The organism is Microbulbifer sp. ABH2_005 (assembly GCF_056160005.1).
In genome coordinates this window covers 626,199-646,809 of record NZ_JBSWWI010000001.1, presented here as the reverse complement: position 1 = coordinate 646,809, position 20,611 = coordinate 626,199, and the positions used below count along the sequence as shown (strand labels likewise).

At 50.0% G+C, this 20,611-nt stretch carries 14 protein-coding genes; 8 read left to right on the top strand and 6 right to left on the bottom strand.

What is annotated here, in order from left to right:
* Window positions 1–64 precede the first annotated feature (64 nt).
* Together ftsH and rlmE are read right to left on the bottom strand one after the other, a co-directional pair.
* A complete protein-coding gene (gene ftsH, locus ACXAFI_RS02740) occupies window positions 65–1,993 on the bottom strand; it encodes an ATP-dependent zinc metalloprotease FtsH (protein ID WP_444922635.1) in 1,929 nt (642 codons plus the stop codon).
* Between the two features lie 174 nt (window positions 1,994–2,167).
* A complete protein-coding gene (rlmE, locus tag ACXAFI_RS02735; RefSeq protein WP_444919941.1) occupies window positions 2,168–2,791 on the bottom strand; it encodes a 23S rRNA (uridine(2552)-2'-O)-methyltransferase RlmE in 624 nt (207 codons plus the stop codon).
* Window positions 2,792–2,942: 151 nt separating this feature from the next.
* On the opposite strand from rlmE, the gene yhbY reads away from it, so the two are divergent.
* Window positions 2,943–3,245 (top strand): ribosome assembly RNA-binding protein YhbY, encoded by a 303-nt coding sequence (yhbY, locus tag ACXAFI_RS02730; protein WP_475107590.1) that lies wholly within the window; start codon window positions 2,943–2,945, stop codon window positions 3,243–3,245.
* A 43-nt stretch (window positions 3,246–3,288) separates the two neighbouring features.
* On the opposite strand, the gene ACXAFI_RS02725 is transcribed toward yhbY, so the two are convergent.
* The 4 genes from ACXAFI_RS02725 to ACXAFI_RS02710 form a co-directional block, all read right to left on the bottom strand.
* Window positions 3,289–3,669 carry a hypothetical protein gene (locus tag ACXAFI_RS02725; protein ID WP_475107589.1) on the bottom strand — a complete coding sequence of 127 codons (381 nt, stop codon included), beginning with the start codon at window positions 3,667–3,669 and terminating at the stop codon, window positions 3,289–3,291.
* Between the two features lies 1 nt (window position 3,670).
* A complete protein-coding gene (locus ACXAFI_RS02720; RefSeq protein ID WP_475107588.1) occupies window positions 3,671–5,305 on the bottom strand; it encodes a S41 family peptidase in 1,635 nt (544 codons plus the stop codon).
* A 203-nt stretch (window positions 5,306–5,508) separates the two neighbouring features.
* Window positions 5,509–6,900, bottom strand: a complete 1,392-nt coding sequence (gene pntB / locus ACXAFI_RS02715; RefSeq protein WP_475107587.1) for a Re/Si-specific NAD(P)(+) transhydrogenase subunit beta — start codon at window positions 6,898–6,900, stop codon at window positions 5,509–5,511.
* Between the two features lie 15 nt (window positions 6,901–6,915).
* The gene (locus tag ACXAFI_RS02710; RefSeq protein ID WP_475107586.1) at window positions 6,916–8,466 is read right to left on the bottom strand and encodes a Re/Si-specific NAD(P)(+) transhydrogenase subunit alpha; all 1,551 of its coding nucleotides are present in this window, start codon (window positions 8,464–8,466) and stop codon (window positions 6,916–6,918) included.
* 701 nt (window positions 8,467–9,167) lie between these two features.
* On the opposite strand from ACXAFI_RS02710, the gene ACXAFI_RS02705 reads away from it, so the two are divergent.
* The 7 genes from ACXAFI_RS02705 to ACXAFI_RS02675 all read left to right on the top strand — a co-directional run bounded on the left by ACXAFI_RS02705 (window position 9,168) and on the right by ACXAFI_RS02675 (window position 20,421).
* Complete coding sequence (locus ACXAFI_RS02705; RefSeq protein ID WP_475107585.1) at window positions 9,168–9,755, top strand: ANTAR domain-containing response regulator; 588 nt, start codon at window positions 9,168–9,170, stop codon at window positions 9,753–9,755.
* 37 nt (window positions 9,756–9,792) lie between these two features.
* Entirely contained in the window at window positions 9,793–10,827 is a 1,035-nt protein-coding gene (locus ACXAFI_RS02700) for a CmpA/NrtA family ABC transporter substrate-binding protein (protein ID WP_475107584.1), read from the top strand.
* A 183-nt stretch (window positions 10,828–11,010) separates the two neighbouring features.
* Window positions 11,011–12,474 carry a NarK family nitrate/nitrite MFS transporter gene (locus ACXAFI_RS02695; protein ID WP_475107583.1) on the top strand — a complete coding sequence of 488 codons (1,464 nt, stop codon included), beginning with the start codon at window positions 11,011–11,013 and terminating at the stop codon, window positions 12,472–12,474.
* On the top strand, window positions 12,464–14,242 hold the full coding sequence (locus ACXAFI_RS02690) for a bifunctional protein-serine/threonine kinase/phosphatase (RefSeq protein WP_475107582.1): 1,779 nt from the start codon (window positions 12,464–12,466) through the stop codon (window positions 14,240–14,242). Before ACXAFI_RS02695 ends, ACXAFI_RS02690 begins: the two co-directional genes overlap by 11 nt.
* Before the next feature lie 347 nt (window positions 14,243–14,589).
* A complete protein-coding gene (gene nirB, locus ACXAFI_RS02685) occupies window positions 14,590–17,127 on the top strand; it encodes a nitrite reductase large subunit NirB (protein ID WP_475107581.1) in 2,538 nt (845 codons plus the stop codon).
* 88 nt (window positions 17,128–17,215) lie between these two features.
* Entirely contained in the window at window positions 17,216–17,647 is a 432-nt protein-coding gene (nirD, locus tag ACXAFI_RS02680) for a nitrite reductase small subunit NirD (RefSeq protein WP_475107580.1), read from the top strand.
* Between the two features lie 5 nt (window positions 17,648–17,652).
* Window positions 17,653–20,421 carry a nitrate reductase gene (locus ACXAFI_RS02675; protein ID WP_475107579.1) on the top strand — a complete coding sequence of 923 codons (2,769 nt, stop codon included), beginning with the start codon at window positions 17,653–17,655 and terminating at the stop codon, window positions 20,419–20,421.
* The last annotated feature ends 190 nt before the right edge of the window (window positions 20,422–20,611 follow it).

Here is a 20,611-nt window from a genome sequence, read left to right as displayed (position 1 = left end):
TCGGGTTGGATTGACACCATCCCGATCCACATTCCGTTTATGTCCTTTGAACTTTTGCTGAGAATCAGTGCTCGTTTAACGGGCCACCAACCGAGTTACTTTTGTCAGCCTCGGTGGAAGCTTCAGAAGTATCGGTTTTATCCGTTTCGTCGGTTGAACTGTTGCCACCGGAGCCGAAGTTGTTGTCTTCCCAGTCTTTAGGTGGGCGCACCTTGCGGCGAGCCATCAGGTCGTCCACCTGTTCCGCATCCAAGGTTTCGTATTCCATTAAGGCATCTTTCATTGCCTCGAGAATATCGCGGTTTTCCTCCAGCAACTTACTAGCACGCTCGTAGCAGCTATCAATGATACGGCGAACTTCCTCATCGATATCATTAGAGGTCTTGCCGGAAACCGGGTTACCTTGCCCCGGCTGACCACTCTCATCTTCCCCATAGTGTAAGGGGCCTAGCTTTTCAGAGAGTCCCCATTTGGTCACCATACTACGTGCCAGGTCGGTAGCGCGCTCGATATCGTTGGACGCACCAGTTGTCACACCATCTATACCCAGGGTCATCTCTTCGGCAATGCGACCACCAAACAGTGAGCACAACTGGGATTCAATCGCACGTTTGGAAAGGCTGTACTTATCCTCTTCCGGCAAGAACTGGGTGACACCCAGAGCCCGGCCACGAGGGATAATGGTAACCTTGTGCACCGGGTCATGCTCAGGCACCAAGCGGCCAATAATCGCGTGGCCAGCCTCGTGATAAGCGGTATTCACCTTCTCCTTCTCATTCATCACCATGGACTTGCGCTCGGCACCCATCATGATCTTGTCACGGGCGCGTTCAAACTCTTCCATGGTCACCGTACGTTTGTTGGCACGGGCAGCAAACAATGCGGCTTCATTGACCAGGTTGGCCAAATCGGCACCGGAGAAACCTGGCGTGCCCCGAGCAATGGTCTGGGCATTAACCTTGTCATCCAGCGGTACTTTGCGCATATGCACAGTCAGAATCTGCTCGCGCCCACGGATATCCGGCAGGCCGACAAATACCTGGCGGTCGAAACGCCCCGGGCGTAGTAAAGCGTGATCGAGCACATCCGGGCGGTTAGTGGCGGCGATCACGATCACCCCTTCACTGCCTTCAAAACCATCCATCTCTACCAATAACTGGTTGAGGGTCTGTTCACGCTCGTCGTGACCACCGCCAACACCGGCGCCACGATGACGGCCTACGGCATCGATCTCATCAATAAAGATAATGCAGGGAGCTTGTTTCTTGGCCTGATCAAACATGTCACGCACGCGGGAAGCACCCACGCCGACAAACATCTCTACGAAGTCGGAACCTGAAATAGAGAAGAAAGGTACTTTTGCCTCACCAGCAATGGCCTTAGCCAGCAGGGTCTTACCTGTTCCGGGAGGACCACACATCAGCACACCGCGGGGGATATTCCCCCCTAGGCGCTGGAACTTGGTGGGATCTCTTAGAAACTCTACCAGCTCCTGTACTTCTTCCTTTGCTTCATCCACACCCGCAACATCGGCGAAAGTGGTTTTGATCTGGTCTTCGCCCAGCAGGCGCGCCTTGCTCTTGCCAAAGGCCATAGGCCCGGAGCGACCACCAGCACCACCCTGCATCTGGCGCATGAAAAACATAAAGACGGCAATAATAATGAGGATCGGGAAGCTCGCTACCAGCAGCTGCTGCCAGATACTGGGGGACTCAGGTTCACGGCCAACGAACTGGGTATTACTGCGCACCAGCTCATTAGTGAGCTCATCGTCAATAATCTGTGGCTGGATAGTCTTGAAGCGGCTGCCATCGGCTTTTTCACCAGTGATCACCAGACCGTCCACAACGACACTTTTCACCTGTCCCGACTGCACATCCTGAACAAAGTCGGAATAACTGAGAGCCTCATCCCGTGTCTGCGGCTTAAAGTTCTGAAACACCATCAGCAGCACTGCCGCGATGATCAACCACAGTACCAGGTTCTTTGCCATATCATTCAAAGGGATAGCCCTCTCGCTTTCGCACTCAAAATCCGTTCATTTTGCTGTGCCGATCCTATCTATACCCATCAAATCAGTATAGGTGTAGGAGACAACAGCCCTGCCGCCTTATGGAATAATGCTTATACCATATCCAGCCGACAGACTAGAAATACGCCGCGGCGCTTAACCGCCCTTAAAGCCCCTGGCCACCAGGTAGACTTCGCGAGAGCGAGGCCTGGATGCGCCCGGCTTTCGAGTCACAACACTGTTGTAACTCGCGCGCAAGTCGCGGATCAGCTCGTCGAACCCTTCGCCCTGGAAGACTTTGGCCACAAAGGCACCGCCGGGCTTTAAAACCTGCCGGGCCATGTCTACCGCCAGCTCTACCAAATACATGGAGGCGGGCTGATCAACATCGCGTATCCCACTCATATTGGGGGCCATATCGGAAATCACAAGGTCTGCCATCTCATCGCCTAGATGTTGCAGCAGCTCATTGAGCACTGACTCCTCAGTAAAGTCACCTTGCACAAAGTCCACACCGGCCAGGGGGTCCATCGGCAATATATCTGACGCCAAAACCCGGCCTTTGTGCCCTACCAGCTCCATCGCCACCTGAGACCAGCCTCCCGGTGCTGCGCCCAGATCGACCACGGTCATGCCCGGTTTGAACAGACGGTCCTTATCCTGCAACTCCTGCAGCTTATAGCTGGCACGGGAGCGATAGCCCTCTTTTTGGGACTGTTTGACGTAATGGTCATTAAAATGTTCACGCAGCCAGCGGTGGCTGCTCTTAGATCGGCCCATCGGGTACAATGCCTACAATCACTACAGCTTAATTGTAAGAGCGACCATAGGCCGCGATCGAACACGCCGAACAACTAATAAGTGTTGGCTACGATCACGGCTAGCTTGCCGCTCCCATATCGATATCCACAAAGTGGTAATGGAGTATTGTATGCCTTTAACCGCCGACCGCAAAAAAGCACTTCGCTCTCTCGGTCACAATCTCAAACCTGTCGTGACCGTAGCGGGCAATGGGCTCAGCGAGGGCGTGATGGAAGAGCTGGAACGTGCACTGGAGGATCACGAGCTGATCAAGGTGAAGCTTATGATCGCCGACCGTGAAGTCCGCCACCAGGTTGTGGCGGAGCTCTGTGAGAAATCTTCCTCGGAGCTGATCCAGGAGATCGGCAAGATTGCTTTGATTTATCGGGCAGCGCAGAAGCCGGATGTGCGCAAGTCCAACTTGCTACGTTGAAGCCATGACAAGAAGCGGCCTTAGCCGCTTCTTGTCAACTCCGTCAGCCGTCTGTATCAGCAGCAAACTTACAAGGCACAGGTAGTTCCCAAGACTCACCACTAGACAATCTAGTGAGCCAACACCTCTTCCCATCAGTAAGCAGCTGGAACTTGATTGGCTTCGCTATATTTCGCCCAATTAATGCCATATGCTGCCGATCACTCTCTACTACCAAAAGACTCTTTTCCAAAAATACATCAGGGCCTAGAGTAATTTTAATTCCACCCATAGCTTCTGATACCAAGGCTCGAATCTTCTCCCTAACTTCCGGACTAGTATCTTCTAGCAGCGCCGGCTGAGCACTTTGAATATTTGACTGAGAAGCGCAGCCAAGACATATCAATGCGAGACAACACAAACCTATCAGGGCTGCAGTTTTCATTCTATCTCACCATTATCCTATTGCTGCGAGAAATTTCCTTTGGCACTTGAGCATTCGATAATGGAATACGTGTATTGACCCCAGATTCAGAAAATGCACTCACCGCAATTTCTCCACAATCCCCAGTTTCAATATAGTTAAGAGCCGTAGCAAAACGCGCCTCGTTAACATCGCCCAGTACATGATTAAAATCATCGCCGATGTTACAACCTGGCAAATCAGCTTCTGTGCCGTAGGTGCCATTTGGTACAAAGCCATCAGAATAATCGCCAAATCCTTTGGCATTTACACCAGAAAACTGAATTGTGAAATAAGTAGTACCGCAATTATCCAGTGGATAAAAACCATAGGGCTTACCGCAAGTTGTTTCACCAATCTGAATAACCTCTACATCTATTCCACGCAAACCATTAATAATAGCTTCACTGGCCGAGCAAGTATTTTCACTGGTCAAAACAAATACGCGTGGAAGATTTAGTGTAGGTAGAGAAAATCCTTTCAAAGACTCATCTATAAGGCCGAGAGCAGAAGTATGGAACGGAGTTGGATCAATTGGCTCACCCGTAATTGGATTTGTTTCTGGGTGCTTGTCATTGAACTCAGCTCGTTCGAAGGGCTGGCCAATTGAAGCTGAACCAGCAATCATATAAGCCAACTCCGCAGCGATATCCAAATAGCCACCACCGTTGTAGCGTAAATCCAGCACCAAATCTTCAACTGCAGCAGATTCCAGCTGGGTAACGGCATTAATTAGTTCCGCCTCTGCTGTTGCAATATGATCATTGAAAAGCATATAGCCAACTTTACGACCAGAGTCTGTCACCTCAGCTTTTACATACTGAACAGGGTCAGATTTCACTGCCGAGGCAACAAGAGTAACTTTTTCAATGGTAGATGAGCCCAATGGCCTAATTTCAAAGGTGTGGGATTCACCTTCATTCTCAGGCCACATGCCATAGTTTAAAGTGTCTACATCTTCGCCATTGGCCAAGTCGACACCATCCACGCTGATTACCTCAGCACCTCTGGTAATAATACCCGGCAGATTTCCTCCATCTTCTTCATCCAGATAGGCAACTACCGCTTTTCGCGGCGGCTTACTCGACAGAAGCGCCCATTGCAGGCCATAGCCAACGTATACTCCAGACTCAGTTTGTGAAAGCCACTCATTAGTCGGGACTGTGTAGTGAAAACGGTCCTTATCCTGGCCGGAAGGTGTTTTCGCAAAGGTTTTTAGCTCATCAAAATAAGCCAATGAGTCATCAAAGCTTGCTGGGTTCTTATCTGTGATTTCATCGTACCAAAGATAGATCTCATTACTCATTGAGCGAAGCCAGTTGTTCTCATCTTCTCGCGTCCCTAGCTGATCGATATATTCATAACCGGTTGCTGGGTCAGTACCAGTTCTTGGAGAAACACATCTGCCAATAAAAGTTGAGGATAAAAGGAAATTATTCTCTACCCAATTACCTCCAACTGGAGACGGCTTCTCGGTATCACCGGAGCCGCCATCCGCATTCGCGCTTTCAGGCGTATCACCGTTACTGCCACCGCCACCGCCACCGCATGCAGCCAAGCTGAACACACTAAGCGCAATCAATCCCCGAAGGACAAGCTCACGAAAATGGGTCCCCATCCCCCAACTCCTTTAATTTTATTAAAAACTGTAAAGGCCGGGAGATTATCACTATTGACAAAGGCGAGCGACAGTCAATTAAGCTTGAAAAGAATTATACCTACCGAAAAATAAACGGGCCTGGAGTGTTTAATGCCAATCTGGCACCAACGCCCCAAGCCCGAACGAAGCTACCTGACAATTCATTGTCAGGTATTGTTTAATCAGTCGCACACTTTACCAAGTACACCCTGCAAACTATCTTTGGCATCGCCAAATAGCATACGCGCGTTCTCCTTATAGAAAAGGGGGTTTGCCACACCCGCATAACCGGAAGCCATGGAACGTTTAAGCACCACTACTCTACGCGCTTTCCAAACCTCCAATACTGGCATTCCGGCAATTGGCGAGCCCGGCTTTTCTACGGCATCGGGGTTAACCGTGTCATTGGCTCCGATCACCAGTACCAGGTCTGTACTGGGAAAGTCGGGATTGATTTCATCCATCTCCAGAACAATGTCGTAAGGCACATTGGCTTCGGCTAACAAGACATTCATATGGCCTGGCAGCCGTCCCGCAACAGGATGGATACCAAAACGCACCGTTTTACCCATACCGCGCAGGCGATCGGTCAAGTCACTGACCGCTTGTTGGGCATGGGCAACAGCCATTCCGAATCCAGGCACAATGATAATACTATCCGCAGCCTTGAGATCATCGGCCAGCTCCTGCTGGTCAATAGCAATAGCCTCACCATCAACTTCCTCATCGGAGACCTCTCCACCGTCGGAGCCAAAACCACCGAGAATCACGCTAACAAATGACCGGTTCATGCCACGACACATGATATAGCTAAGGATCGCACCAGAAGAACCGACCAGTGCACCCACGACAATAAGCAGATCGTTACCCAGCATAAACCCGGTTGCCGCCGCGGCCCATCCTGAGTAGCTATTTAACATGGAAATAACCACCGGCATATCGGCACCGCCAATTGCAGCCACCAGGTGAATGCCGAGCAATAACGCAATAGCTGTCATTACTAACAAATTGAGAACCGTGTCCGCATTTACTTGCGCAGGCACAAAGAGCACACCCAATACAATACAGGCCAAAATAGCAATCAGGTTGAGCCAGTGGCGGGCCGGCAACATCAGCGGCTTACCGGAAACCAGTCCCTGCAACTTACAGAAAGCGACTAAAGAACCCGTTAACGTAATGGCCCCAATAAAAACGCCGAGGTAAATTTCGGTGCTGTGTACAACATGCGCTGAGCCATGCAAATTCACTCGGGGATCAAGAAATCCACCCCAACCAATGAGTACTGCAGCCAAGCCCACGAAGCTATGCAGCAGTGCCACCATTTGAGGCATCTGGGTCATAGCCACGCGTTTCGCCAAGGATAGGCCTATTACAGCACCAACCACCATAGCAATGATGACCATCCAATAGGCACCGGAGGTAATACCGGCAATGGTAGCAATTATGGCAACCGCCATACCGACCATGCCGTAGATATTTCCACGTCGCGCAGTTTCATGGCTGGACAAACCGCCCAGACTCAAAATAAACATTACTGCGGAAAAAAGATAAGCCATTGCAATCATACCGTTCATCACTTATCTCCTTTCTTACCGGCGAAACATTTTCAGCATTCGGTAGGTAACAAAAAAACCACCGAATATATTAATACTGGCTACAAGAACTCCTACAAAGGCGAGCAAGGTAACAAGCCCCGAGCCAGTAGCCCCCAACTGCAACAGCGCCCCAACGACCACAATCCCTGAAATTGCATTCGTAACACTCATTAAGGGTGTATGCAGGGCATGGGTGACATTCCAAATCACCTGCCAACCAATGAAGATAGCCAATACAAAAACCGTAAAGTGAGAAACAAAATCTGGCGGAGCCACTCGACCTAGCCACAATAGCAAAACAGCAGCGATTGCCCAGAAAACAAAAATTGACAGCGGCGACTTGCGCTTATCTTTCTTTTCTTCAACTTTAACCCTGGCTTCTTCAGCCGCTTTAGGTGATTTCTTAGGCTGAGCAGAAACTTTGGGAGCGGGGGGTGGCCAGGTAACTTCTCCAGACTTCACCACAGTCGCCCCACGAATAACTTCATCGTCAAAATTCAGGTCTATTTCACCGTCCTTTTCTGGAGTCAGCTCGCTGAGTAAATGAGCAAGGTTGGTAGAGTACAATCTTGAAGATTGTGTGGCCGCACGACTGGGTAAATTGGTATAGCCGATGATTGTCACATCACTGTGCGCAGTTTTTTGGTGGGGCACAGTGTAATCACAATTACCCCCCATTTCCGCCGCCAGGTCTACCACCACAGAGCCCGGTGCCATACTATCGACCATATCGGCAAGCCATAGTTTTGGCGCAGGCTTACCGGGTATAAGTGCCGTAGTAATAACAATATCGACTTCCTTGGCCTGCTCACGGAACAGAGCCATTTCAGCATCAATAAATTCCTGGGACATTTCCTTGGCATAACCGCCAGAACCGGAACCCTCTTCCTCTACCTCTACAGTGAGGAACTCAGCTCCCATGGATTCAACCTGTTCCCGCACCTCGGCACGGGTATCGAATGCCCGCACAATGGCACCCATACTTTTGGCCGTACCTATCGCCGAGAGTCCAGCGACACCGGCTCCGATAACAAGTACTTTGGCTGGTGGAATCTTTCCTGCCGCGGTGATCTGCCCAGTAAAAAATCGGCCAAAATTATGTGCGGCTTCGATAACGGCACGATAGCCAGCAATATTAGCCATGGAGCTGAGCGCATCCATTTTCTGGGCACGGGAAATTCTGGGGATGGATTCAACTGCAAGCGCGTTAATATTGTTTTCAGCAAGCTTTTGCAGGAGCTCGGCATTTTGTGCCGGCTTTAAAAAGGCGATCAGCGTTGCTCCTTTAGGAATCAATGCCAACTCTTCATCCGTGGGTGACTGTACTTTTAGAACAACATCCGCCCCCTCAAAGCAAGTCGCCATGTCTTCACGAATCTCAGCTCCAGCTTGCCGATAAGAATCATCATTGAAACTAGCCCTGTCACCAGCCCCTGCCTGCACAACAACAGAAAAACCCAAATCAAGTAAACGTTTAACGCTATCTGGAGTTGCCGCAACACGCGCCTCCCCCTCTGCGGTCTCTCTAGGTATGGCTATTATCACCGCCGTGCCCCTCATAGTTAATATTATGAATTTACAACTACATCTACCTCAAAAAGGTCTGGGTTGCCCAATTTATAAACAGGCCGAGTGTAAACGCCGAAAAGAGGGATTGAAAGAGAAGACACCTAATAGCCACAATTGGTGAAATTTATAAGGCTAACGATCCTGTTTCAAATGAAACCACAATTCATATACGTCGAAAGGTTACAACAGCAACAGGAAATCGCTAAAAAAATGGAGAGAATCTCATTTAGCCGCAGATTATTGGATACCCAATATCAAATTTTAAAGATTAATGTTTTTCAATATTAAAATTCTTACTCTTACCTCACCTCCCTTAGCTAAATAGACCTCGCAGTGAGATTGCCATAACAAAATTTGACACAAAAATAGGACCATCCAACTTTAACAGTCAAAATTTAGTGTGAAATATTTTTTCCATAGGCCCCCAAAGTTTTTTCGAAATAGAATTTCTACAGGATTTTCTACTAATCAATAACTCAAAGCCTCTATAAATTTCGCACTTGTACTAAAGATCCAATAGTCGCAAAATAGCGCGGCAAGAAACAATTTGGAACTCTCGCACACTTCATGGAACTAGAAGAATTTATTTTATTTGATCCCTATCGCACTTTTGGCACAAATTTTGATTAACTCTTGATAAATAGTATCAAGCCCTTGAACGAGTGCCATATCAAGCCGTGTCAAACATTAGCCCCGCAATCATGTTGGTTGACGACAACCACGAGCGTGCTCATTCGGTCCGTGAGCGTTTACAAGCTGCCGGATACACAATTGTTGCGCAAATAAGTAGCGCAGAAGGGCTTCTTTTCCAAGTGGAAAAGTATCGACCCGACATTGTACTAATCGATATCGAATCTCCCGATAGAGATATTTTAGAGAGTCTCGCTGTAGTTAATCGCGAAGCCCCTACACCGGTCGCTATGTTCTCCAGTCACAATAGTGCGGACTTTATTAGTCGCGCGGTCGAGTCTGGCGTGAGCGCTTATATGGCTGAAGGGATGACACCGGAGCGCGTTGCACCGGCGATAGAAATTGCCATGGCTCAGTTCAAGAGCTTCCAGCAACTGCGCCAATCTCTTGAGAGGACCCAACAGCAACTCAGCGACAGAAAAACCATTGAGCGAGCCAAGGGACTATTAATGGCAAAGAAAAATCTCACAGAGAAAGATGCCCACAAGATTTTGCGCAATCTTGCTATGAGTAGTAATGCAACCATGTGCGCAGTAGCCGAGCAACTTATCCACTATTTCCAAAGCGAGCATTGAATCACCGATGTCTTCTTTACTATGCCCGGAAAAAAAATTGATCAAACTGCTGTATCTGCGACTCACCGACAGTGCCCCTCTAATAGTCGCTCAGGAGAAAGGGTACTTTCACCGATTTGGTCTAGAAGTGCAGCTGCAAAGGGAGACTTCCTGGGCAACCCTGCGTGACAAATTGATTGCTCGCAAGGCCGACGCAGCAGCCATGCTGGCCCCAATGCCATTAACCTTGTCGCAAGCCTTGCCTGGCTGCAAAGAACGGTTCATCAGTGGTTTGATACTCAGCTGCAATGGCAACGCTATAACTCTTTCGGAAGACCTCTATCAACGCCTGCAACACTACACATCCCAAGAAACTCAACTCGATATTGCCTCAGCGTTAAAAGCTTACCTGCAAAAGAATACGGGGACTGCACCAACAAGACTCGCTACGGTGTATCCATTCTCCAGTCACACCTTACAATTGCGTCATTGGTTACAGGCTGCAGGTATCAACCCCGATCAGGATTTACAACTTATTGTCCTTCCCCCCGAGCAAATGCTAGAGAACCTCCACAGAGGAGTGATTGATGGTTATTGCGTTGGAGAGCCATGGAATAGTCTCGCGGCCTACAAAGGAACCGGTGTAATAGCCACCGCCTGCAATACCCTACTACCAGCAATGCCGGAAAAGGTATTGGCAGTCACTCAAAGTTGGCATGAAGCCAATCCAGCCAGTCATTTGGCGCTTCGCGCCGCATTGCTACAAGCTTGCTCATGGTTGTCCGCCCGGGAAAACCGCCACGAAGCAGCTGGAATACTCTCGCAAAGGCATTATCTGGATTTACCAAAATCAGTATTACAAGGTTCCCTCAATGACCAAATCCTCTACCGTCGGAGCTCTGACATCATAGCTAATCCGGGCTGGCATTTGTTCGCTCATACGGATAATGACAACGGTCACCCCAATGAAGCAAAAGCCCAGCAATTGATAGAAATGTGCAGCGACTTTAGCGAGACCGACTCAGCGAACAATCAGAACTTTAGATCGGACCTCTACCGTCAGACTCTGGATTATCTCTGCACTAAAAAATAATGGCACATTAATTGAATGGAAATATATCGATGGTGCAATGTCCTGCCGCAAGGCGCATACGCACAGTCAATCCCTCTTTCACCAAAGATACCGGGCAATGAAGTCCATTGACTGCGACCCAAAAAAGGGCGCGGCGGTGGGCTTTTTTTGTGCCTGCGGAGTTTGCAAATAAAGGAAATGCACATGTCCAGTGAATCCCTCAATCTTTTTTCTTTTCGAGGAAAGATAAAAATCCTACACCTAACCTGGGTAGCTTTCTTCATTACGTTTTTTGCCTGGTTTAACCATGCCCCATTATTGATGGCTATATCAGAGAGCCTGTCACTCACGCCCGATCAGGTAAAAACGCTTCTTATTTTAAATGTCGCCCTAACCATTCCCGCACGTATTGTGATCGGAATGCTCACCGATAAGTACGGCCCAAGGCTCACTTACTCCCTGCTGCTTGCAATCGGCAGTGTTCCCTGCTTTATCTTTGCCTTAGCGGAAAACTTTACCCAGGCAGCAATTGGGCGCTTTCTGCTCGGTTTCATTGGTGCGGGCTTTGTTGTCGGCATACGCATGGTTTCGGAGTGGTTCCCCGCTCGCCAGCTGGGTACCGCTGAAGGCATTTATGGGGGCTGGGGTAATTTCGGATCGGCCGCTGCCGCTATGAGCCTGCCCACCATCGCACTGTTTTTTGGTGGCGATAATGGCTGGCGCTATGCGATTGGTATCACTGGGGTTATTGCACTGGTCTACAGTGTGATTTACTACTTCTCCGTGACCGATACACCCAAGGGTTCCACATATTTCAAGCCGAAAAAAATTGGAGCAATGGAGGTCACCAGTTCAGGAGACTTCGCCCTGTTACTGATTATGAAGGTACCAATGTATGCAGCCCTGGCATTGTTAACCTGGAAACTTTCAAGTGGTGTCGGTTTAATCTCTAGCCTCGCTGCAGCCTTGATTTATTGTGGGCTCGGCTTACTTTACCTGCTGGATGCGCGCAAGACATTTAGTATCAACCGCGAAGTTTTCACTAATCCCCCAGCTCCTGTACACCGCTACAAATTCAAGCAAGTGGCCGTACTCAATTTACTCTACTTCGCCACTTTTGGTTCCGAACTGGCCGTGGTCTCTATGTTGCCACTGTTTTTCTCTGAGACCTTTACCCTGGACCCAGTAAAAGCGGGCTTGCTTGCCTCCGCCTATGCATTTATGAATCTGATGTCCCGTCCAGCGGGTGGCTTGATTAGTGATCGCTGGGGACGGAAGCCCACCCTGCTGGTACTCACTGCGGGCTTGGCATTGGGTTACTTCACTATGAGCTTAATCGATGCCGAATGGCCACTCTACCTGGCCGTTGCCGCTGCCATGGCGTGCTCTTTCTTTGTGCAGGCCGGTGAAGGGGCGGTATTTGCTGTAGTCCCCCTAATTAAGCGACGCCTTACCGGGCAGATCGCAGGTATGACGGGTGCTTATGGCAATGTAGGTGCAGTGTTTTATCTCACCGTGTTGAGTTTGGTTTCCTACCAAACATTTTTTATGGTTATCGGCATCACTGCACTTCTCGGCTTTGTCGCACTGTTATTATTAGAGGAACCCGAGGGGCAAATGGCCGAGGTACATCCCGATGGCAGTGTATCAATGATTGATGTCGCCTGATAAAGAGCAGCACGTAAAATCTTCAGAAGAGGTACAGAACCTCTCTGAAGTATCTGAGAATTTGCAGAACAAAAAAATAGGTGCCTTGCAAATTTTCAGTGCCACCTGTGCCGGCCAACGCCGGCACAACGACGATGCCTGTGCAGTGCGGCTACCAAAGGGGATAGAATTCAAGCGCTATGGTGCGCTCGCCGCTGTTGCCGATGGTGTCGCCAGCGCTGAGGCTGGCGGGGAGGCCGCTCGCGCAGCCATCAATGGTTTTTTCTCCGATTATTACAGCACCCCGGAAACCTGGTCTACCCGCCACGCAGTAGCGCGGGTTCTCCACTCCCTCAATAGCTGGCTATATCGGCAAAGCGGAGGCAGTGTAGAAATTCAGCGTGGCTGGCTCACCACTTTCTCTGCCATTATTATTAAAGGTACCAGCGCCCATTTAGTGCATGTTGGGGATACACGCATCTACCGTCTGCGCGACGGCAAACTTGAGTGTCTCAGCCGCGATCATAGCCACCAACTGTCTCCTGGGCGCACTTTTCTCAGCCGGGCACTAGGTATGGATGTCCACATCGATGTGGACTATCGCTGTGAAGCGCTACTACCCGATGATATTTATTTGCTGAGTAGCGATGGGATACACGATTTCTTGCCCGAAACCTCTATCCAGGAAAGACTCGCTAATTTTGACAGGACCACACCGCAACAGCTGGTTGATGCGGCCCTGAAGGCTGGCTCAAGCGATAATCTGAGTGCAGTCGCTGCCAGGGTCAATCGCCTGAACCTCCCCCAGTGCGACGAACTGGCAATGCACGGCCAGAAGCTGCCCTTTGCCCCGGATTTAAATCCCGGTCAAAAACTCGATGGCTTCCTTATTCTGCAAGAACTTTATGCCAGCAAGCGCAGTCACCTGTATTTGGCCCAGGATCTTGAATCCGGTGCACTTCGTGCTCTTAAAACCCCGTCAGTAAATTACTGCGATGACCCGCATTATATCGAGCGCTTTATCGCCGAGGAGTGGACTGGCCGGCGAATCAATCACCCAGGGATTATCAAGTTATATCCCCCAAGGGCAGAGCGCGCTTGCCTTTACCATATCCTCGAATATGTCGAGGGACAGACCTTACGACAGTGGATGCAACTTAATTCCCAGCCGCAAATATCCCAGGTACGGGAGCTGCTGGCGCAGCTGGTAAGTGCCTTGCGCAGCCTGCAACGCCTGGAAATTGTGCATGGAGATCTGAAGCCAGAGAACATCATGATGCGCAGCCATGGGCGTCTGGTCATCATTGATCTGGGAGGGGTTGATGGGCCCGGTCTCCGTGAGCAATTGCATTTCTCAGAAACTGGTGCTCCAGGCAGTAAAAATTATGCGGCTCCCGAATTCTTTTTTGGGGATAGTGCCAGCCACCGTTCAGATATCTTTTCCCTTGGGGTCATCGCCTATGAATTACTTACAGGAAAATACCCTTATCCCGAGCGCCTGGGCAACTTGCACTATCAACTCAAAAGTTATCAACAAATGCGTTATATGAAAGTGTATACGCACCGTAAGGATATTCCCCATTGGGTGGATGGCGCCCTGCAAAAAGCCTGCGCTGCCGACCCCAGACAACGCTACGACAGCCTGTCGGAATTCATTCAAGATTTACAGCACCCCAACCCGGCCTTCAAACCACCCAATAGCCGCCCACTACTGGAAAGGAACCCTGTTTTATTCTGGCAACTGATAGCACTCATCCTGCTGCTTTCTCATCTCCTGTATATTTTCTAATAGCCCATCAGCGGATCTCAGTTTTACCTACCAGCAGCCCGAAAATAAATTCTCCACACCTCCAATATTCCACAGAATTTCATTAAGCACTAATACAGAGCAGAAAATTAGTTTTTCGCACCAACTTGTCGCAAGGTGTCGCAAAAATTGTGGACAATAGGCACAGATTGGCGCCATTCCAGGGCTCAATATTGGCACGGAGATTGAATACATTAAATGACCAACAAAATTCTCCCCCAATTCGAGGCAACGGCGCCTGTACTCTTCGGCAGAAGAGGAGGCGCCCCTGCCATATCAAGCGCTTCCCCTCCTGCCGAAAAAATTGACTTCAGATGGCAGGAATAGCAATGAAGGTAAAGAAAGAAAAGCAAAAGCTGGTTGTGATTGGTAACGGCATGGTCGGGCACCACTTTCTTGAACAGCTGGTAGAAAAAAATAAAAACATCGGTTTTGAAGTCACCGTCTTTTGTGCGGAAGCCAGGCCCGCTTATGACCGCGTACATTTGTCCGATTATTTCTCCGGGTGCAGCGCTGAAGATTTGGCCATGGGCCATATCGAGCAGTACCATGAATGGGGCTTCGAGCTAGAACTCAATAACCCCGTTATTGCCATTGATCGCGAAAAGCAAACCGTTACCGCCCAGAATGGAAACTTATATACATACGATCAGCTAGTACTCGCCACCGGCTCCTATCCTTTTGTACCCCCCATCCCAGGACACCAGCACGAGCGCTGCTTTGTCTACCGTACCCTCGAAGATCTGGATGCTATCCGCACAGCCGCATCTACAGCGCAAAGTGGTGTTGTTGTCGGTGGTGGCCTACTCGGTCTGGAAGCGGCAAATGCTTTAAAGGCCCTTGGACTCGAAGCCCATGTGGTGGAGTTCGCGCCGGGACTTATGGCCACTCAGCTCGACGAGGGCGGCTCCGATTTGCTGCGCAAAAAAATCGAAGCTCTCGGTGTAAAGGTACACACCAGTAGGGCCACTGAACTTATTGCAGAAGTTGATGGCCGCTTGCGCATGCAGTTTAAAGGAGGAGATGAACTGCTTACCGATATGATTGTCTTCTCCGCGGGAATTCGCCCTCAGGATGCGCTGGCAAAATCTTCGGGACTGCAGGTTGGCGAACGTGGTGGGATAGTCATCGATAACTGCTGTCGCACATCAGACCCTAAGATTTTTGCTATTGGAGAGTGCGCACTCTATGAAGGGCGGATCTTTGGTCTGGTAGCTCCGGGCTACAGCATGGCACGCACCGCCGTCGCACAACTTACCGGTGCAGAGATATTTTTTAATGGTGCCGATATGAGCACCAAATTAAAGCTGCTCGGTGTTCAGGTCGGTTCTATTGGCGATGCCCACGGGCGCAGTGAAGGTGCGGCCGCAATTACTTTTGTAGATGAGCAAGGTGGCCTTTACAAACGTATGATAACCGATGCCAAAGGCCAGAAACTGCTCGGGGCAGTGCTGGTGGGTGATACCGGGGATTACGATACTCTACTGCAATATCACCTTAATGATATTGAGCTGCCCGAGCACCCTGAGCAACTTATCCTTCCCTCAGTTGATGGAGCAGGATCTCCTCTCGGTGCCTCGGCTTTACCTGCCAGTGCCACCGTATGTTCCTGTTATAACGTGAGTAAGGGACAGATTATCGATGTGGTACACGGTGGCTGTCATACCCTAGCTGAAGTCAAGGATGTAACCAAGGCCTCCACCGGCTGTGGTGGTTGTGCGGCACTGCTAAAAAATATTGTCGATATTGAGTTAGCGGCACTAGGTATGGAGGTAAACAATCACCTCTGTGCGCATTTCCCCTATAGCCGCCAAGAGCTCTTCCATATTATTCAGGTTGGGGAAATTAAAACCTTTGATGACCTCCTCGATAAACATGGCAGCGGCCAGGGCTGTGAGGTGTGCAAACCCACCGCAGCTTCCATCTTCGCTTCTCTGTGGAATGAACATATTCTGGAACAGGCCCACGTTGGCCTGCAGGATACCAATGACACTTTTATGGCGAATATGCAGAAAAATGGCAGCTACTCTGTAGTACCGCGTATTCCCGGTGGCGAAATCACACCAGAAAAACTCATTGTGATTGGTGATGTTGCCAAACGCTATGACCTCTACACCAAAATTACCGGTGGCCAGCGTATTGATCTTTTTGGTGCTCGCCTCGAGCAGCTACCAGAGATTTGGCGAGAACTGGTTGATGCGGGATTCGAAACCGGCCATGCCTATGGAAAGTCTCTGCGTACTGTTAAGTCTTGTGTAGGCAGTACCTGGTGCCGCTTCGGGGTGCAGGACAGTGTTTCTATGGCCCTGCGCGTGGAAAACCGCTACAAGGGATTGCGCTCGCCCCACAAAATCAAGATGGCCGTATCTGGCTGTACCCGCGAGTGCGCCGAAGCGCAGAGTAAGGATGTGGGAGTTATCGCCACAGAAAAAGGGTGGAACCTATTTGTCGCCGGTAACGGCGGCATGCGCCCACGACACGCTGACCTATTCGCCACTGATCTGGATGACGAAACCCTCATTCGATATATCGATCGCTTCCTGATGTTCTATGTGCGCACCGCCGATAAATTGCAGCGCACCTCGGTCTGGCTGGAAAGCCTTGATGGTGGGCTCGACTATCTACGTGAAGTCATTGTCGATGACAAATTGGGAATCTGTGCCGAACTTGAAGCGCAAATGTCGCGCGTGGTTGATAGCTATCAATGCGAATGGAAGTCCGCCATTAACGACCCGGAAAAGCTGAAGCGTTTTCGTCAGTTTGTTAATAGCAGCGAGGGTGATGACAAAATTGTTTTTGTTAAGGAACGCGGTCAACCCCGCCCGGCGACCACCGAGGAAATATTGGAAGCTGCAGAGTCTGCCTAGTGGCGTATTCCAAAAAGTACTTCCATTTGAATGAACAAGAATTAATTTCAATTTCTGATTTTTTTCACAATCCCGTAAGGAAATTGTTATGTATCAAGCCAGCGCCAAACCAGATCCATTTAATTCTATTGCCATAACCCGCCCCCAATGGCTGCCAATCTGTCGACGCTCAGATCTGGTCAGCAATTCCGGGGTGTGCGCCCTTTGGGGCGATACCTCCTCAGAAAAAGCTGGCAACACGGTTAGATCTGAGAAGAAAAAAGGTATCGCCCTATTTTTTTTACCCGGGCAGGATCGACAGCTTTATGCCGTTGACAACTGGGATCCGATCGCACAAGCTGGGGTTATTTCGCGGGGAATAATTGCGGAGCTGGAGGGTGAATTAACTATTGCTTCACCACTTTATAAACACCATTTTCGCCTTGAAGATGGTGTTTGTATGGAAGACGCTAATATCCAGCTCGCCACTTACCCTTTGGCATTTAATGGAAATACCGTTTATATCGGTTGCAATAAGTAAGAATAATGGCAGTAAAGGAATACCTGAGCACACAGCGCTCCTGCACCACTTGTCCCTATTGCGGGGTAGGCTGCGGAGTAACAATTAACAAGGAAGAGCGGCAAAATACCTCTGTGATTTCCGTCACAGGTGATAAACAGCATCCCTCTAATTTTGGCCGACTGTGTGTAAAAGGTTCTGCCCTAGGGGAAACGCTCGGTGATCATGGGCGGCTCTTACGGCCGCACCTGCATGGCGAAGCCTGTGATTGGGATACTGCCATGTCTTATGTCGCCAGCGAATTCGCCCGCAATATCCGCGAATATGGCCCTGACTCCGTAGCTTTTTACCTTTCTGGGCAGCTGCTGACCGAAGATTATTATGTTGCCAATAAATTAATGAAGGGTTTTATTGGTAGCGCAAATATTGATACCAACTCGCGTCTTTGCATGTCCTCAGCCGTAGCAGGATATAAGCGCGCCCTAGGCGCGGATGCCGTGCCCTGTTGCTATGGAGATCTGGAAGAAGCGGACCTCATTGTTTTAATTGGCTCCAATGCCGCCTGGACCCACCCGATTCTGTTCCAGCGTATGCAGGCGGGCAAGGCCAAGCTGGTGGTGGTTGATCCGCGGGCGAGTGCTACCAGCGAGATGGCCGATCTGCACCTGGCAATAACTCCCGGCAGCGATGCCGCACTGTTTAATGGGCTGCTTAATTTCCTTGCTCAACACAACCGCCTCAATCATCACTATATCCAACAACATACTCAGGGTTTTGAGCAGGCACTGGAAGCCGCCCAGCACTGGTCCCTACAGCAAACCGCACTGAGTTGTGGAGTGCCAGCAGAAAAGTTACTGGCTTTCTTTCGCTTGTTTGCTGAAACAGAAAAAACACTCAGCTTCTATTCCCAAGGTATTAACCAATCCAGTAGTGGCACAGACAAAAATAACGCAATCCTCAACTGTCACTTGGCAACAGGGCGCATAGGCAAGGCTGGGGCGGGGCCATTCTCAATTACTGGCCAGCCCAATGCTATGGGCGGGCGCGAAGTGGGCGGTCTGGCCAATATGCTCGCCGCCCATATGGAATTTAAAGACAGTGATATAGACCGGGTGCAGCGCTTCTGGAATGCACCCAATATGGCACTGAATCCCGGATTAAAAGCCGTGGATATGTTCCGCGCAGTGGAAAGTGGGCAGATCAAAGCAATCTGGATTATGGCCACGAATCCCGCCGTGAGTATGCCGGAAGCGGAGCGTGTGACTGAAGCTCTGCGTAAATGTCCGCTAGTGATTGTTTCCGATTGTATCGCCGATACCGACACCGCCCGCTGTGCCGATGTACTGCTGCCGGCCACTGGCTGGGCCGAGAAAAATGGCACCGTCACCAATGCTGAGCGGCGCATCTCCCGGCAACGCTCCTTTCTAGAGCCCACCGGAGAGGCCCGCCACGACTGGCAGGCAATCTGCGATTTAGCCAGCCGCCTGGGGTTTGGCAAGCACTTTAATTTTGCTCACCCTGCAGAAATATTCCGTGAACATGCGCAATTGTCAGGATTCGAAAACAACAACAGCCGCGCCTTTGATATCTCCTATTTTAGTGATATCGATCGTAACGAATACGATACATTAAAGCCGGTACAGTGGCCGGTTAACCGGGAAAACCCCCAGGGCAGCGCACGACTATTTGGCGACGGAAAATTTTTCACAGAAACTGGCCGAGCCAATTTCATTGCTGTCAAACCTCGCACACCCCAACAGCAAATCGGCAACAGTTATCCCCTTTGGCTAAACAGCGGTCGTATGCGCGACCAATGGCACACCATGACCCGCACCGGCCGTGCGCGCAAATTACTGGACCACAGTGAAACTGCCGAGATTCAAATAAACCCAGTGGATGCACGCAAATATGGCGTAGATGAGGGCGCACTGGTGGAATTGCATAATGCCCAGGGTCGCATGTGTGGACGTGCAGTACTCAATAGTGGACAAAAGCCCGGTGAACTGTTCGCTCCCATTCACTGGAGCCAGACTCTGGCTCAAGAGTCGAAAGTCAGCGCCCTTACCAAAGCAGAGGTAGACCCAATTTCCGGCCAGCCGGAATTCAAACAGGTACCGGTGCAGCTGCAAGCCCTCCCTTGTAAGAGCTTTGCCACCCTTATTTGCCCGGAACCACTTGCACAAAATCTTTGGCACTGGCTGCAGACCCATCGGGAAGAAAATCTGCTGCACTGGTATCGAGTGCCCTGCCAAAACGGATATCGCTTTGAGTTGGCACTGAGCGCGCCATTAAATGGTCGCCAACTGGGCGCACAATTATTACAGGAAAGCTCAGGCGTTCACTGGCAGCAAATAGAAACATTAAACAGCCAACGTTGGCTCGCTTATAGTGAACAAATAGAACTGCTTATTTTTGCCAGTAACGATTGGCAGCTTCTCCCTGACCGGCGCACCCTGGAGCGCTATCTACAACTGGAAGCCCCAGAAAATCCTGCCCAGTTTCTCCAGGCAATTCCTCCAGGTGAACGCATAGTATGTACCTGTATGCAGATTTCCCGCCCCCAGATTGAAAAAGCTATCAGTCAGGGGATTAATTCGGTAGAGGCATTAGGTGAGGCTCTTGGCTGCGGCACCCGCTGTGGCTCTTGTAAACCGGAAATCTCCCAGCTTCTGCGTATTAAACTACAACAAAGCGTACAGAAGCAGGAAGTTGCAGCGATGCTGGAAACGGAGATTGTCAGGCCCGCAAAAGAACTGCATCCCCAAAAGGATTTAGACAAGGTTTATAGTGCTTAAGCCCAATATTGCTCATTGATTCCAAGTTCATTCAAGTGCGGAGTGCCGTTTTTCTCAACCAACACTCCGCGCGAAGTCCTCACTAGATGCCTGAGACGCCCACTTAGCCCTCCAAGCCCGCCTACACTTAGAATCGGTATAACATTGGCGCAAATCTCTAAATCAGCACTTCTTACTGCCGCATCCAACG

Coding starts and splice junctions, on each gene's coding strand:
- ftsH (WP_444922635.1), bottom strand. CDS start 1,993: ATGGCAAAGAACCTGGTACTGTGGTTGATCATCGCGGCAGTGCTGCTG.
- ACXAFI_RS02690 (WP_475107582.1), top strand. CDS start 12,464: ATGTCGCCTGATAAAGAGCAGCACGTAAAATCTTCAGAAGAGGTACAG.
- nirD (WP_475107580.1), top strand. CDS start 17,216: ATGTATCAAGCCAGCGCCAAACCAGATCCATTTAATTCTATTGCCATA.
- ACXAFI_RS02695 (WP_475107583.1), top strand. CDS start 11,011: ATGTCCAGTGAATCCCTCAATCTTTTTTCTTTTCGAGGAAAGATAAAA.
- ACXAFI_RS02720 (WP_475107588.1), bottom strand. CDS start 5,305: ATGGGGACCCATTTTCGTGAGCTTGTCCTTCGGGGATTGATTGCGCTT.
- ACXAFI_RS02675 (WP_475107579.1), top strand. CDS start 17,653: ATGGCAGTAAAGGAATACCTGAGCACACAGCGCTCCTGCACCACTTGT.
- yhbY (WP_475107590.1), top strand. CDS start 2,943: ATGCCTTTAACCGCCGACCGCAAAAAAGCACTTCGCTCTCTCGGTCAC.
- nirB (WP_475107581.1), top strand. CDS start 14,590: ATGAAGGTAAAGAAAGAAAAGCAAAAGCTGGTTGTGATTGGTAACGGC.
- rlmE (WP_444919941.1), bottom strand. CDS start 2,791: ATGGGCCGATCTAAGAGCAGCCACCGCTGGCTGCGTGAACATTTTAAT.
- ACXAFI_RS02725 (WP_475107589.1), bottom strand. CDS start 3,669: ATGAAAACTGCAGCCCTGATAGGTTTGTGTTGTCTCGCATTGATATGT.
- pntB (WP_475107587.1), bottom strand. CDS start 6,900: ATGAACGGTATGATTGCAATGGCTTATCTTTTTTCCGCAGTAATGTTT.